Raw genomic sequence first — 15,174 nt, forward strand, 5'->3', positions numbered from 1 at the left:
TCCACCTCAAGATAGGTGGACACCTATGGTCCTCGCTACTGTCGCTCACTGCCAGACGTCGGAGATGGACCGCTTACTTTTATCCCTCTCATGACAAACGACTCTTCGGACTTGGAACAAGGTCAGAGGTGGCCGCGCGAATTCGGACAGCGGGATAGGTGGAACGCCCGGGGCTTAGCCAGCGATAATACAGGCAAAGGAACCGAGGACCTGGCGCGATAACGTGTTCGTCGAGCGCGTGTGGCGCAGCGTCAAGTACGAGGAAGTCTAACAGTGACAGAAAAGTCGGCGAGTGAAGAAAATTGTCTGCGGGCGATCGCCATTGCAGGCCAAGCGGTCGTCTGAATGACACAGTCTTACCGACGGCGAACGTCGCGTGTTGGCCGCGTGCTGCCCAATGCGGTCCGCCCCGGCCGACCCGCTACGGGCGGTCATAGTGCACGGAGTCGATGACTCGTATTAAGCGCTGGGCAGTCATCGGACTCCAGAACTCGGCCTTGCCTTTGTCTTCGCGGGAGGTCCACGGGGCTAACCCGCGAAATCAGTTTTTTGGTGTCTTCAGGTCAATGATTTTTCCGATTGCGTCAGACAAAGCCTTATCGGTATTTGCTAGACCGGTTTTAGCCGCGCCGTAGTCAGCCGCTCCAGTTCCTGTCTCGACGACCGTGACTCGGAAAGAACCGGGTGTGCAGTTACCTGAGCACGGTTTCAGCGTCTGCGGTCCGTCGACGCTTCGCTGAAGGGTGAACCACGGCGAAGCGTAGCCAACGCCGAGAGGATCTTTCGATGGCTGGCCTTCTTGCCAGGTTCCAATATTGCCAGAGTCGCATGCGTCGCCGTTTGGAAGACACAGGCCTTTCAGGGCAAGCGTTACGTCGGACAACGTCTGGTTTCCCTTCGACGTTGCACCATCGATAGCGATCTCGACGGAGATATCAACGGCACCAGACGCGTCCGTTCTTGCGCTGCTTCGTTTCAGTTCGAAGTAGGTCGGTACCCACTGATACGCAACTGGATGGGTGTTAACCGAAGACCTCAACACGGCACCGAATACGAAGTCTAAATCGCTCTCGGTTGGCGCTGCTTTCGTAGCTATAGATGCAACAATGCAATTAAAAGTTGGCAACTCGTCGACTAACAAGTAATCGACATTGAAAGATCGATCAAACGTCTTCTTGAATTCGGCTTGTCTCTTATCAACGAATGCAGAGTATTTAGCCTCTGCCTCACTGACAGCGACCGAAAGCCCCGCTACAACGAGAATACCGACAACTGGCGCGATGAAAAGACCAGGCTTTCCGATTGGCGGCGGCTTGGCCACCGGCGACGCTGAGCCACACGCAGCTTCTGCAATTCTCAGTTGCCTTTCCTGGTCCGGAGGTGATACGCCTGGAAGGATGATTGGCTTTGCATTTGGCGGGCTGTTGTATAAGACAACGTTGAACTTACCCGCCGGGACATTGCTCAATTCATGCTTCTGCTCGGAGACCGCTTTCACCCCTGCACACCCCACGAAGAAAGGCACGAGAATAGATGCAACCACTAGGCTCGCTGACCGCTGCGAATTACCCACAATATCGTCTCCTAGACTACCGGCGCCGGTTTAGAGATTGACTGACACCAAAATTCCGGCATGCCCTTCAAAAGTGTCGGAAGTCAGCCGCTGTGGCGACTGCGGAGTTCCTTACCCAGTCGGATTCAAAAAGACAGGAGCCCAAGATGACACTTACCACCGTCCCATTATTCGTAAGGGTTTCGAAAAATCCTAGACTATAAACTGTAGTAGCTATGCTCTCGCTTTGATTGGATGTGTGCTTCCGCACATTTCGTCCGGAGAGAGGAATAGTGGCCTTCAACGATCGAACGACGGATTAGCAAGGCGGATTCAACCGGTCGATGCAACACAATAACGCTATGTAAGCGGCGGGAGTGTTGCGATGAAACAGAGACGCCGGATCTATTACAGTGAGAGTCAGAAGGCGCTGATGTGGGAGCGCTGGCGCGCGGGCGAGTCACTGCAGCATATTGCGCAGATGTTCGATCGTAACCATTCGTCCGTGGCGGGCATATTGGCGCAAACTGGAGGAATCCAGCCTCCAGCGCGACGGCGATCGAGGCAGTCGCTCACGCTTGCCGAGCGCGAGGAAATCTCAAGAGGCCTCGCAGCGGATGAATCGATCCAATCGATCGCACGGCGCCTGTCGCGAGCGCCATCTACGATCTGCCGTGAGGTCAAGCGCAACAGCGGCGAGAAAGGCTATCGGGCCGACTCCGCCGATGAGCTTGCCTGGCAGCGGGCGCTGCGCCCGAAGGCGTGCAAACTGGTCGCGAAACCGGCGCTGGCAAGAGTCGTGGCGGCGAAGCTGCAACTGGAATGGGCGCCGCAGCAGATCGCTGGATGGCTAAAGCGAACATGGCCGGCTAACGAGGGTCTCCACGTGTCTCACGAAACGATCTATCGGACGCTTTTTATTCAAGCACGCGGCGCGCTGAAAAAAGAGCTGCTGGAGCACCTGCGGCGCACTCGCGCTATGCGTCGCTCACGTCATCACACACAGAAGACGGAAGATCACGGTCGTATCCGCGATGCTGTTTCGATCAGTGAACGTCCCGCTACCGTTGAGGACCGCGCCGTTCCGGGGCACTGGGAAGGCGACCTCCTGTGCGGCAGCGGTAACAGCCAGATCGCAACGCTTGTAGAGCGACACACACGCTATGTCATGTTGGTCAAGGTGGACAGCAAGGATAGTGAGACGGTGGCCAACGCGCTCATCAAACACGCCGGCAAGCTTCCGCAAGAACTCTACAAATCGCTTACCTGGGATCGCGGCACTGAGATGGCGGGACACAAACGGTTCACCATTGCCACTGACATCACGGTGTATTTCTGTGACCCCAAGCATCCGTGGCAACGCGGCTCCAATGAGAACACGAACGGGCTATTACGACAGTACTTCCCGAAGGGCATCGATCTGTCGGTTTATTCGCAAGCCAAACTCAATGCCGTGGCGAGGAGGTTGAACGAGCGCCCGAGAAAGACGCTAGATTACGAGACACCAGCTGAACGATTCCATCAAGCTATTGCATCGACCGGTTGAATCCGCCAATCGGAGCTGTCACTCGGATGTCGCGCTGACGCACTGTTCGGGTGTCCCCTCATGGCCGATCCCAGCAGTTCGTCGCTCGCCGTTGATCGCGCGTCGCAGAGCCGCCTGCCGACTTCCGTGGGCGACCCCCTTCGGTCGGACGGCCGTCTCCTAAGCGGTCAGTCAGTCGGATCGAACGAGTCGGAAATGGACTCGCTTAAAGCGGCTACCTCACCCAATCGGCCAGTTTCTGCCACCGGCCGTAATTAGACGACGGCGACTCGAACGGCCGGTTTGGTTCGAAACCCATTGGACGGTCAGTCCGCGCGTTTCGAGCAATTCTGAGGTTTAACGAGGCTTCCGATCTGACAGTGCGGATATTGCTCGTCGCCATCGTTTCCTAGGCCCTGCATCGGAGTTATTGTTCCGTGGCTCGTCTTAGGACCGAGACATCCCCTCGGCCTCGCCCCGCGCTCCGGATTGAATCTATCTCCGGCAAGCCGTAAGAATTAGTTTTGGGGAAACCTATGGGCGATCGAGGAAAAGTCGCGCTGGTCGCGGCAATGGTCTTGTTCTCGCTGATTCCCAGTCAGGCCGACGCCTATAAGACGTCTGGCGACAGATCATGCGGGCAGTGGTTGATTCGTTCCTCGAACGCATTTGAACAGGGCGCCGCGCAAGGATGGTTTATGGGCTACATGACCTGTATGGCAAGAGCGACGACCAACATCGATCTTCTTTCACCCGTGGACGCTCCATCGATCATGGCGTGGGTAGATAACTACTGCCGAGCGAACCCGCTAGATAAGTTATCGGACGCGGGAGTAAAGCTGGGAAGTGCGCTGATAAGGCGCTTGCGATGATTCTGCTGCCGACGACCGAAAAAGCCTAACGTGCGAGGAAAGCAACGACCTGTTCGCCGATGCGCGACGATTTTCCGCCGAATGCCCCTCAAACAAAAGTAGATCGACGATGACATGTTTCCGGCAGATCCGACAAACTGGAGCGTGGGCTTCGCCGGTGTTCTGAGTGCCATAATGATCGCGGTCCTCAGGACGCTGGCTAGCGCATCGTCAGCGTGGGACGTTGGCAATCCCATTAACTTATCAGTTGTCAGCTTAAACACTTCTAATGCGCGAAAGTGGATCAAGAAGAAATTCCGGGATAGGCAATCGGCATATGAAGCAAACAATCAGGCGTGATGGCGTTGAAATCGCTCGACAAGTCATTCTCCATGGACCGTGCCCGACGGAGACCGCGAGCCGGGTAAGAATAGCTTGATGGATCCGGAAGCGTCGCGGCTGGTCTGCAAAGGAACCTCATCTAGCGGTATAAAGCGCCTTGCCAACCCTTGGTCCGAGCGGAATGCGGCCTCAAGGTCATAGTTGAGACCACGCTCCACAAACGTCACTACCTTACCTTTTTCGACGTCGAGGACCACCTGAAGATAGGCTTCCTGTTCCTTAAGGAAGAAAGCTAGCGTTCCATGCTTGTTATCCCAAAACGCCTTCCCTTTCATAAGGGCATCGTAAGCCAGATCGCGAATCTCTGCATCGCTTCCGCCAGTTATCCGCTTCAATACTTTGTCTGCACGGGACCATCGCGCACGGGAATGCGATCCGATCTCCAAGGTCACGTCGAACAACTTCCGAACGTCTTGGGCAGACTCTATAGTCGGCGCAATTCGCCTCACCGCTTGGCCCACAGTAGAACCAAGTCCTGCCGTAACCAGACCGACGCCCAGCGATATTCCTCGCATGTACATCTCGCCGTCGGTAAGTCGCTCTCCAGAGAAAAGGTCGCGCCCGGTTATCAACTCGGTTGCGTCGCGCGCGATCGCTGTCATGGGATTAAGGCTGATTGCCAGATCCCCGGCATTTCTCAAAACAAATGCAGCGGCCTCAGCGATCCGCGCGGATGACCACGCCTCATTTAGTAAGCCATTCTTAATCTCCGACTGAGCGAGTGAAATTGCGTGGATGCCTGTCGCGCGTACCTCTGCATGCGCGACAGAGGGTACGGGAAGTTTCGTCAAAGAAACGTACGATGATTCTAAGCTACGCCGAAGCGCCCATGGAGCCGTTCCGAAGTCTGGTATGCCGGAGTAACGAATGTTGACGTTTGACGGTTGTGTGAAGTCAGCGCGCGCAGCCGTGCCACGTAATACGTCGAGGGCGGCTTGCGCGCCACCCACCTCTGAGGCAAGTGTTGTGTTGTACAGGGACAAGGCCACCGTCCGCTGATTTATCGCTTCCTGTAGAGCGCCAGCACGTTGCTCAAGTTCGCGCCTGAGAGTCGGGGGGACCGCTAAATATCCCGACAATGTCGAGATGCCAGCAGACGCTGCGGCACCGATGCCATTGCTTGTGGTCAAAGCGGTTTGCCCGTTACCCGCTGTACTATCTGCGCTAGATCGTCCATCCGCGCCGCCAGACGGCGCGACGGAACTACTGGGACGGCCAGTCTGTGGATCGACCTGCACTACGCCCTCTAACATGAACCGGTCCGGAGCGTCACCTTCTCCGGGGATCTTTTCGACGAAAACTCCTTGGAGGGTACTTCCATCGAATGACTTGAACTGCACAATCGCGCCGCGTGTTAGCTGATTGAGCTGATCGAGCCGACCTGCTCCCAAATCAACAAACTCGGCAGTAGGCGACAGGGAATTGGTAGGTGGCAAATTCTGCCCATTGCACGCCGAAATTCCCAAAAGCATCGCGAATGATACTTCTGCGACCAGCGAAACTAACCTGACGAATTGATCTAAAAGCATGATCATTTGTTAGGAAAGGTTATGCGCACACGCTGGCTCGTCGAAGCGACGATTTTCATCCAGGATGTCAATATCTCCGCGTGTTCAGCGGGAAGACCTGCTTTTGCAACTTTCTGGCATATTGACTTTCGGAACGTTGCCACCCCACGCAGATAGGCATTGACTTCAAGCTTTGTAATACGGGCCCCTAGCACCATGCCGCGCACGAGGATGTCAGTGCCAGCCCGCGCATGGCTCATCGCTTCATCGATGCAATCCATCTGGACCCATTCGGCGGTCGTCAGGCCGGGCTTTTGCAATGCTCCATCTACGATGAGCTTAGCGGCAATCTGAGTAAAACTAGACAATATCTTGTCGAATTCCGGCTCAACTTTTGAAGTGAAACTATCTGCTGACGCTCGAGCGTCGAGTAGAAAGCCCAGGTTTATTCCAAGAGCACTGTTCACTTTTGCAAACGTACCTTCATTTCGCTCTTGCCATCCTTTTATGACATCCGCCGTTCTAACAAATAGCCGTGCGGCGAACAACGCTTTGCCCAACATAGCTACGCAGTTATCCAACTCGGCCAGCGTCGCAACGCCAGATTCACTGCCACAATTCCGTTTATACCCGTTGATGTTTGTAGCGTATTCCGCCAGTGCACCAGTCGCGGTAGCGACAAGTTGTCGATATTGGATCGCGTCGGCTTGTACCATTAGGCGGTCGATCTCGATTACGCGCGTGTAGTCCTCTTCGATTTGTTTATAAATCTTTAGCATTTCGGCCTGCTGACGGGCCGCCAATCCTGCCTCGACAACCGAAGCGACGAGTAGAACGGCGGCTAAAACCGGAGCTGCAGGCCCTCCAAGCAATGCATAAGCCGCTAGCGCTGCGCGACTTCCCGCGTATGCTCTTTGTTTATCGTTCTCCGAACGTGAGAAGTCGTACGCGGCAGTGCCGAGATCAATCGTAGCAAAGACAGTCGTTCCTACCCCGGATGGAACGGCCGTCGACGCGACGTTCTGGTTAACATAGTTCGCAACGCGGTCCTTCGCATAGGCCTCGGCCGATTTCATTGCGACTTGCCGAGCGATCATGTCCTCGTCTGGTCCCGCTACCGCTCCGGCGCTAGCAAGGACGAGTAAGCAGCCAGCACAAACGGACGACACGGAACTCATCTTCGCGGCGCGTCAAAGCACCCGAGGGCGAATGAGAGACACACCTTTTGAACCTGCGGTGTTCCATTAAGATCCCTCGACACTTGAACCACCACTTCGTTGGCCGATTTGCTCGCTGCATTGACTACATCAGCGATCGAGTTAGGCATCAAGTCAGCCTCGTATTTCGCCTTCAACGCATTAATGTCGGTCCCGGAAAGTGTAGCAAGCGCATCAACCTGGGCGTTTAGCTGCCCACGGTAATTTGTCCGCTCGCTCGATACCTCGTTGCGGAGCGTTTCAAGTCTGGCCTTAGACTCAGAAACCATTCCAATCAGTTGCGTTAACTGAGACGATTTTAAGTCACTAATCGCCGTCTCGACGTAAGACTGCTCAGTTAGCTTGGACTGCTGCATCAACGTTATTTGGCTCTGTAAGGCAGACGCTGTTTTTGATTCACTGTCTTTGATCGTTTCAAGCACTTTCGGATCTGTGCTTTGACCGTTGAAAGCTCTTTTTAAGTCGGCATTACTTAAGAACTGCGTCGAGTTAAGCGCTTGCACCAACTGTAGAAAATCATTGTTGTCGTGTCGCAGGAAGTCACGTACTTTCTCCAGGACAGCCATCGAATGGTTTCGAGTGTCTTGCTCCTGAGAAGCAACATCCAATATGGCAGACTGCAACGCTAGGATACGGTTGATCGCAGATTCGGTGCTTTCGAACGATTTTGTTACGTTTCTCAATAGCTCGACATCTTTCGTCAGAGCTTCGATCTGCAATCTGCGTTGGACTTCGGCAGCTGCGCGCGCTTGCTCTGCTTCGCGCAGTTGTTGCTCGGCACGCTCACGATCGCGATCGCGTCCATGTTGACCCAGAGTCGCCACATCCGAAGCGGCATCCACCAATTGAGTCCACGCTTGGCCGATGTCCCAGCTCCCGGCTTGCTGACTGAAAAGCGCGGTGAACAGTCCGACGGCAAACACCTTGAGACATTCGCGAGACGTTCCCATTTGCTTCCCCTCCACTAGTACTCGGAGCAGAACAACCATTCGCGTGATCGAAGAGTCCCTACGAGAATAATGTAGGTGTTTCTGAACGGCTCCGGAAGGTAAAAGCACCGCGCCTAACGATTTCGGCTTAATGGTCGGCCGTTTACCCTTCTTCCGCGGAAAAAAGAAGGATGTCCGCGATAACTCGTTGAACTGCCTCCGCTGGCTCCGGCGGTAGGTTGGACGGAGTCGAAGGTCGTTGTTGCGCTCCCCAGTGCTGCAACGGCGGGTATGGTGAGCGAACCGACGATTGAACGTCCGACTGCTGGCCCATGGCGTATGACTGCATTTGGCCGCGAGCCGCCCGACGGGGGCCTTCGGCGGCATGCGTAGCGGAGCGAGAGTCCACTCGGCCTAGCCAATGACACTTTTATTTCGCGTCGTCGAAACCCTTGCCCAACAAGGCTCTATAGACGTCGGAGCATCGCGTAGTCCCCAAGTGACACATTTACTGTCGCAACGGTGAATGATATGAACGCCCTCCACCCCGCGTCGGCAACACGTCAGTGGCCGGCGGCCGCTACCGAAAAGAAATCGGTGATCATATCGGTCTACTGAGCCGGAGGTTCCAACATGACGCATACGATCGTGGGTGTGGACATCGCAAAAAACGTAATGCAGGTGCATTGGGTGGATCCGGAAACCGGAGAGATCGTCAACAGACCTATCAAACGGGCGGTGTTTCTCGAATATTTCGCGAATCGCAAGCCTTGTCTCATCGGGATGGAATCCTGCAGTGGATCCCAGCACTGGGCGCGGCGATTAATCGAAATGGGCCACCAGGTGAAGTTGATGCCAGCGAAATTCGTCAAGGCGTTCAACATCCGAAACAAGAACGACGCGGCCGATGCGCGCGCAATCTGGATGGCGACGCAGATGGCGAGCAAGGAAGTTGCTGTAAAGACGGAGGCCCAGCAGGCAGTGCTCGCTTTGCATCGCATGCGGCAGCAACTAGTGAAGTTCCGCACGATGCAGATCAACAGCCTCCGTGGATTGCTCACTGAATACGGTGAGGTGATGGGCGTCGGTCGGGCCGCGCTGGACAAATCGATCGTGGGAGTTCTGGAAAGATTGTCGGGACGCTTGCCAGCGATACTGATCGAGACGCTGCGTGAACAATGGAGAGGTCTCGATGTCCTGGACCGGCAGATCTGCGAGATCGAGCGCCGTTTGCACGCGTGGATGAAGGATGATCCGTCTGCCAAAGCAATTGCGGCGATTCCGGGCGTTGGCTTGCTAACAGCGACCGCGGCGGTGGCTACGATGGGGCATGCCAAGGCGTTCAAATCCGGCCGCGAGTTCGCTGCGTGGCTCGGTCTCGTACCGAAACAGACGGGTTCTGGCGGAAAAGTCGAGTTGCAGGGAATAAGTAAGCGAGGTGACACCTATCTCAGAACTTTGCTCGTCCACGGCGCTCGGAGCATCGTCTATCGCGTGAAGGAGCCAGGTCCATGGGTAACGCAGATGAAAGAGCGGCGTCCGTTGAACGTAGTCATCGTGGCGATGGCCAACAAACTTGCCCGAATTATCTGGGCAATGCTGGCGCATCAACGGCCCTACCTGAAGGGCTACGAAAGCGTTAAACGTGCTTGATTTCGCTGGTCCAGTTGAAGGTTGTGCTCAAAGGGATGGAACGTCAAAAGTTGCGGCGGCATTCGAGTGTGATGACAAGACAGGTAGGACCTGGGACTCACGAAGCCTGAAAATCTGTCTGAGCCTAACAAGCTCGCGAGGTGAATGAGGCGTGAGTCAGCGGATTTCATAGGGGCCCGCAGCGAATCAGGCTGCAACGAGGCCGGATGTAGAGCTGCAGCCCATCCTGTTCATCAAAACCTCGGAGACCTGGCGCAAAGGGGGGCGTTCATGTAGACAGATCTAATACGGTCTACGACTTTGTGCCGCGAAAATCAATCAGAAGATACTCAGCTTATGATAAGACGCAACTGATTCATTTAACTTAAATACTGCATCCATAATTATGTCGAGATGGATTGCAGACTGAGGATGCTTACCTGTTGCTGCTTCCTCGCCCTGAATCCGGTAGTGGTAACAAACCCCTTTGTCAGGATCGAGAATTGCCTTGCTACATCTCGCGTAATCACCCGTCTCACCCGTTGCTTCGTTTCCACACGTCCTATCCTGAGTACTGGAATGAACCGCTCGGCTGGATGACAGAAGGTGATACCCGAAAGGATAGGGACCCGTGCACAACTCGTATTCATCGCTGAAATTCGATCCAACGCCGCTCGTCACCAACATTTTTAATTGCGTCGAGACGATTTCATTGGCAACGATCAAATAATCGAACAAAAATATCTTCGAGCGTTCCCCATTTTGGGACAGCCAAAATAAGTTCGAATCTTGGGTCGTTTGATCACCGGGAACAAAAGATACCTTCAGATTACCCAACGCCTGCGGATCCAAGACTATAGTATTAGTTGGGAAAGAAACTTTCGCGTCTCCTTTTACATCCTCCCAAGAAACGGAAATCTTGGAGCCTCTCTTGAAATAGGATAATGCAACGGCTGTGCCGCCGGTATTATGAACGACAAAACGTTTCTCCCACGACTGCGATGCAGAAACGACTCCAATATCGATCATATTGACTTCACCCGCAACACTGTTATCAGGGTTAGTGACAAAAACTTCGGCATCTGGCGATTGCGCCACTGAAGGCGCCACCCCTAGGGACGACGGGTTAAGCGGAGCCCCCGAATCGAGAGGTGTGCCTAGCGGCATACTCTCGTTTGCAATCAACGGAGATTGATTACCAACCCGTTCCCTCGCGCCATATGACATACAACCGTCGACATCACATGACCCGCTCCTGATTGCGCCCGCTCCGCCGCCTCCCAAGGCATCGCTGGTTGACAGACTTATGTGTTGTGGAAGACCCCCACTTGAACCAACTGCTCTTTCAAACTCACTGCCCGACGCCTTGTTTCGTTCAGCGTCTGCGACCTCTATTTGATTTATGTCATTATTATGCTTCACGACTGCAGCCAGAACTGATTTCCGCTTTGCGTCTAGTTCCGACGAGTTCACTTTGAAGTCTTCGATTTTCTTATTTTGCCACGGTATCCACGTATTTTGTTTGATTACGATCTGCTTCGTGAGGTCCATCTGCTCAAGGCCATCGAGCATTTTCCTCAGGCTTTCCGCCTCCTCACTCAACACGTAGGTACGCGGAGACCCGGTCCCCAGGTCGGATGGGCGATATATAAGCTTGTCATAATTCGCCTTTACGAAATTCGCATACCATTGATTTGGTCTTGTGAACGAGCTATCTGGGGCATTCAAGCCTCCCGCCACAGCGACATCCCGGGCGAATGCCGCGCAGTTCCGAACAAAATAGGTGTATTTTGCGTTCGCTCTATACGCTTCAATTACCGACTCGACGTTTTTATACTGCTCGTCAGACAAAATCGTGCTTAGATTCGGACGCTTGACGTATTCAAAGTCTTCCAGCAACGCACCCTCGGTGCTTAAAGCCTTAAGTAACTGAGTACCAAAATTGTCGGAGCCGGCTTCAGTTGATGGCGTGGGTTTCGGATAAAATCCCCATGCTTCTGTCTTCAAAATTTTATCTCCCTGCTTGGTCGTAATCCAAATAAACGCATGTCCGGACGACTCGGATGAGTAAGGGATTGCGCCTACGTGTAGAACATACACCTGATTTACGCTGGCTGTTGTTGCACCGGAAGCGGCATAAGCCAGAGCACAGACAACGCAAAGAGACCGGGAGAACCTAGAGATAACGTTCATTTGTTCGCTCCCTCACTAAAGCCTTTGAAGGTCCGCATCGACCTTGACGCTAGCGAATCCGTATAGTCTGTTCTGTGAATGTCCATAAACCCATCGATCGCAGGATCAGACGGCGCGAAATATTTTCCGGAGTCAATAAGCGCCCTGTCAATAAACGGAAATCCCCATTCCGCCAGTACCGTTTGATAAAATGCGACAACGCCGTAGTCGTTCTCTGACGATACGATCCCAATCAACGAAACCCAGTTTGAGGGATCACCGAAGAAAGGATCTAGCGAAACATTTAGGGCATACCGCTGAAACTGCTGAGTGACCGAATGCTCAGGGAGGTGTAACAGGCTCAAGAGTGTCGCGGCCAGATGATCTTGAGCGCGTTTCTGATTTTTCAGATTTACGATAGGCTTTTCGGTAACAAAAATACTTTGGCGCAACGCCATATTTTTATCTGAGCTGTGCTTTGAGTCCATTTCCTTCAAAGATATCAATAATCCGCTAGATGTAAGTTCGAAGTGCGAGTATCCATTGGTTCGATTTAAATACCCGAGTGTAAGGTAGAAGTTTTTAAGCTGCGTGAGCTGGATTAAATATGTTTTTCCCTCAACCTTGAAGGGCACCAGTCCTGCGTTAGCGGAGTCTGAATTTAGACGATTTATCAGGTTTGCCGGCGATATATCTAGATTCCAACCGTCGATAGATTTTGGATCTATTTCCGCTCTGTCCGGGTAAGTGTTCAGCTGGAAAATCATGCGCTCGGATGACAGCTTGTCTGCAAGAATCGGAGCTTGTATCGGCTTTAATAATTGCGGCGAGGACAGACCTTCAAAATTTGGCGTTAGCAATGTCATTCTACTGGTTTGAAGATCTCCATCGGTCGTACGGGCCATCTGTATTTTATTAAAGCTCATTTTTTCGGCCGAAAATTCAATATCGTCACTCCGAAATGCTACGTCAAGTATCTCGAACGGTTCCGTTGAAAAGGCCGTTCCGGCATAAGACATTACCCTCCACGCGCACTGAGATGTGTTTAAGTTCAAATCGACTCCCGATGCAGAGATCGTGGTGCTAAATGCAACCTCTTTGTTCGCAGAGAAAACGACCTTTTGATTATTCAGCTCGCCGCCACCAATTTTTATGTGGAGAGAGTTCTCACCGGTGGACGCCAACGTCCTGATTAGCGTTGGAAGATTATTGATGGTTGGAGACAACGATCCGATATCCGTGTTGAGCGTTGAGCCTGCTAAAGGGATGCCCGAAAAGCTAGTTTCATGGGTTAGCAAATCGCCCAAGATTTCTGTGCCGCTTAACGACTTGACCTTAGCGACTATCGAACCCCTCACCCCGTTAAGCTCAATGAAGCTGCTCCCCTTGGAACAAAGTAGCAACCGTGCTTCGTTTAACGGCAATTTAATTACTACCGTGTCTCTGTTAAGCCGCCTACCCGTCGCTTTGGAATTTTGTACGGATCGCGCAATTTTTTCTATCTTTATTGGGATGCAATCGGTGTATATAGCAGACACCGCTTCGGAGTTAAACACCTTGAAGCAGGTATTTTCAAGAAGCCTTGTGGTGTTGTCTACGGGACGTTCAGCGCCCGCAATAGCCGACAGTACCCACGAGAAGCCCGCTAACGCCGTACAAAAGAGGGCGTTTGAAAATCTCTTCATGTTGTGTCTCCTAAAACGCCGACGTTATGACGAGTGATTTTTCTTCGCTTAGACCTGCGAAGTCATGCAGACCCGTCCAGATAGCTCAGTCTTTTACTTCCCTATGGCTGGATGGGACAGCGTTGTTAGGGCAGTGATTTGAGAATAGACGGTCTGGGATGCTGGGGAGCTCTTTAGTTAGTGGCAGCTTCCGAACGCGGAGCCGACGTCTGATTGTGCGAACGACGGCGCGGGCGAATGACGCTTGATGGCCCGCGTGCTGTCCAATGCGGTCGGCCCTAGCCGTTTAGGTTTATTCGATGCCTGCCATCGGCCGCAGGCATGTGAATGCTTCCGCGCGTGCTGGCAGGCGTCGAATAAACCCGATGGAGGAAACCGCGGAGTGCTCCGGTGTGATCGGAACTCGCCGCTATGGCGATTGATAGGTCAGGATGCTCAGCGATGTCGGATGCGCTGCGGACAGGCGGGATGTTGGACGGGCGCTGATGCCATAGCAAGGCGGTGCTGTCGTGCAATCACGATGGTGAAGCAGACGCGGGAGGCGCTTTGCGAAGCGCCAGGCGCAACCGTCCGCTCGTAAGCCGCGAGTTGCCGCAAAGCCGACGGTCGGTTCAGACATCGGGGAACCGTTGTGCTCATGTTTGCCCCCGGCACATCGGCGGTGCGCGGATTGGGGCGCTGCGCGCGAGGATCTCGATGACGATCATCGGTGCGCCGCAGTGCCGGCAGATGAAGACGGGCCGGGTCTCGATGACGGTGTCGTGCGGTGACGGGCTGAGCTCAGGCGTGACGTGCAGCAGATCGCGCACCTTCGCGAGATTGGCGCGGCGCACCGGGTTGGCGAGTAGTCCGTAGTGCCGGATCCGATGGAAGCCACCGGGCAGCACGTGGAGCAGGAAGCGGCGCATGAATTCGCCGGCCTCCAACGTCATAGTCTTGTATCGGGTGCGTCCCTTCGCCCGGTAATCCTTCCAGCGGAACGTCACGCCACGCTCATCGAAGGCGATCAGGCGCTGGTTTGAGATGGCGACGCGGTGCGTATAGCGTGAGAGGTACTCGAGCACCGCCTTCGGTCCGGCGAACGGGCGCTTGGCGTAGACCACCCATTCACAGCTACGCAGCGGCGCAAGCCACCGGGCAAAGGTGGTGGAATCAGCGAGCCCGGTGTACTCGCCGAAGAACTGCAGCTGGCCATGCCGGTGGGCCACTTTGAGCGCTTCGAGGAAGCGCCGGCGGAACAGGCGTGAGAGCACGCGCACGGGCAGGAAGAAGCCGGGCCGGCACGCAATCCAGCGCTCACCGTCAGGCGACAGTCCGCCACCGGGGACGATGCCGTGCACATGCGGGTGATGCGTGAGTGCCGATCCCCAGGTGTGCAGCACAAGCGTGGCGCCGATCTGGGCGCCCAGATGCCTGGGATCCTCGGCGATCGTGCGCAGCGTGTCGGCGGCGATGTCGAACAGCAGCCCGTAGATGACCCGCTTGTTGTACCAGGCGATCGCGCTGATTGGCGCGGGCAGCGTGAAGACGACGTGGAAGTACTCGACGGGCAGCAGATCGGCCTGGCGCGCCTCGAGCCAGCGGTGTGCGGCGCTGGCCTGGCACTTCGGGCAATGCCGGTCACGACAGGAGTTGAAGGACACTTCTGTCTTTGCACAGCCTAAACAGCGCAGCACATGTCCGCCCAGTGCCGCTGTGCGG

10 protein-coding genes are annotated in these 15,174 nt (G+C 54.5%); 3 read left to right on the forward strand and 7 right to left on the reverse strand.

Annotation, left to right across the window (positions count from 1 at the left end; genetic code table 11):
• Positions 1-541: 541 nt before the first annotated feature.
• Positions 542-1,573 carry a hypothetical protein gene (locus tag AWB72_RS28775; protein WP_159459420.1) on the reverse strand — a complete coding sequence of 344 codons (1,032 nt, stop codon included), beginning with the start codon at positions 1,571-1,573 and terminating at the stop codon, positions 542-544.
• A gap of 364 nt (positions 1,574-1,937) precedes the next feature.
• Between AWB72_RS28775 and AWB72_RS27990 the strand changes: the two genes are divergently transcribed.
• Both AWB72_RS27990 and AWB72_RS27995 read left to right on the forward strand, forming a co-directional pair.
• Positions 1,938-3,098 (forward strand): IS30 family transposase, encoded by a 1,161-nt coding sequence (locus tag AWB72_RS27990; RefSeq protein WP_087129152.1) that lies wholly within the window; start codon positions 1,938-1,940, stop codon positions 3,096-3,098.
• A 515-nt stretch (positions 3,099-3,613) separates the two neighbouring features.
• The gene (locus AWB72_RS27995) at positions 3,614-3,949 is read left to right on the forward strand and encodes a hypothetical protein (RefSeq protein ID WP_087129153.1); all 336 of its coding nucleotides are present in this window, start codon (positions 3,614-3,616) and stop codon (positions 3,947-3,949) included.
• Between the two features lie 362 nt (positions 3,950-4,311).
• On the opposite strand, the gene AWB72_RS28000 is transcribed toward AWB72_RS27995, so the two are convergent.
• From AWB72_RS28000 to AWB72_RS28010, 3 genes are all read right to left on the reverse strand, one after another.
• A complete protein-coding gene (locus tag AWB72_RS28000; protein ID WP_159459421.1) occupies positions 4,312-5,859 on the reverse strand; it encodes a pre-toxin TG domain-containing protein in 1,548 nt (515 codons plus the stop codon).
• Positions 5,860-5,861: 2 nt separating this feature from the next.
• Complete coding sequence (locus AWB72_RS28005) at positions 5,862-6,914, reverse strand: hypothetical protein (protein ID WP_143754721.1); 1,053 nt, start codon at positions 6,912-6,914, stop codon at positions 5,862-5,864.
• A 98-nt stretch (positions 6,915-7,012) separates the two neighbouring features.
• Positions 7,013-8,005 (reverse strand): hypothetical protein, encoded by a 993-nt coding sequence (locus AWB72_RS28010; protein WP_143754722.1) that lies wholly within the window; start codon positions 8,003-8,005, stop codon positions 7,013-7,015.
• Positions 8,006-8,617: 612 nt separating this feature from the next.
• Between AWB72_RS28010 and AWB72_RS28015 the strand changes: the two genes are divergently transcribed.
• Positions 8,618-9,637: an IS110 family RNA-guided transposase gene (locus tag AWB72_RS28015; RefSeq protein ID WP_087129158.1), complete on the forward strand. Its 1,020-nt coding sequence runs from the start codon at positions 8,618-8,620 to the stop codon at positions 9,635-9,637.
• A 318-nt stretch (positions 9,638-9,955) separates the two neighbouring features.
• Here the strand turns inward: AWB72_RS28015 and AWB72_RS28780 are convergent, their stop codons facing one another.
• The 3 genes from AWB72_RS28780 to AWB72_RS28030 all read right to left on the reverse strand — a co-directional run.
• Entirely contained in the window at positions 9,956-11,809 is a 1,854-nt protein-coding gene (locus AWB72_RS28780; protein WP_143754723.1) for a hypothetical protein, read from the reverse strand.
• On the reverse strand, positions 11,806-13,473 hold the full coding sequence (locus AWB72_RS28785; RefSeq protein ID WP_143754724.1) for a hypothetical protein: 1,668 nt from the start codon (positions 13,471-13,473) through the stop codon (positions 11,806-11,808). The genes AWB72_RS28780 and AWB72_RS28785 overlap by 4 nt, the downstream gene beginning before the upstream one ends.
• A 635-nt stretch (positions 13,474-14,108) precedes the next feature.
• On the reverse strand, positions 14,109-15,174 hold a 1,066-nt coding region (locus AWB72_RS28030; protein WP_087129164.1), incomplete at its 5' end, for an IS91 family transposase.

Origin of the sequence: Caballeronia concitans (assembly GCF_001544615.1) — a bacterium.
Classification (GTDB): Bacteria; Pseudomonadota; Gammaproteobacteria; order Burkholderiales; family Burkholderiaceae; genus Caballeronia; species Caballeronia concitans.

Bases quoted from the DNA above. Each gene is read 5' to 3' on its own strand.
- AWB72_RS27990 (WP_087129152.1), top strand. From the start codon at position 1,938: ATGAAACAGAGACGCCGGATCTATTACAGTGAGAGTCAGAAGGCGCTG.
- AWB72_RS27995 (WP_087129153.1), top strand. From the start codon at position 3,614: ATGGGCGATCGAGGAAAAGTCGCGCTGGTCGCGGCAATGGTCTTGTTC.
- AWB72_RS28000 (WP_159459421.1), bottom strand. From the start codon at position 5,859: ATGCTTTTAGATCAATTCGTCAGGTTAGTTTCGCTGGTCGCAGAAGTA.
- AWB72_RS28005 (WP_143754721.1), bottom strand. From the start codon at position 6,914: ATGAAATCGGCCGAGGCCTATGCGAAGGACCGCGTTGCGAACTATGTT.
- AWB72_RS28010 (WP_143754722.1), bottom strand. From the start codon at position 8,005: ATGGGAACGTCTCGCGAATGTCTCAAGGTGTTTGCCGTCGGACTGTTC.
- AWB72_RS28015 (WP_087129158.1), top strand. From the start codon at position 8,618: ATGACGCATACGATCGTGGGTGTGGACATCGCAAAAAACGTAATGCAG.
- AWB72_RS28780 (WP_143754723.1), bottom strand. From the start codon at position 11,809: ATGAACGTTATCTCTAGGTTCTCCCGGTCTCTTTGCGTTGTCTGTGCT.
- AWB72_RS28785 (WP_143754724.1), bottom strand. From the start codon at position 13,473: ATGAAGAGATTTTCAAACGCCCTCTTTTGTACGGCGTTAGCGGGCTTC.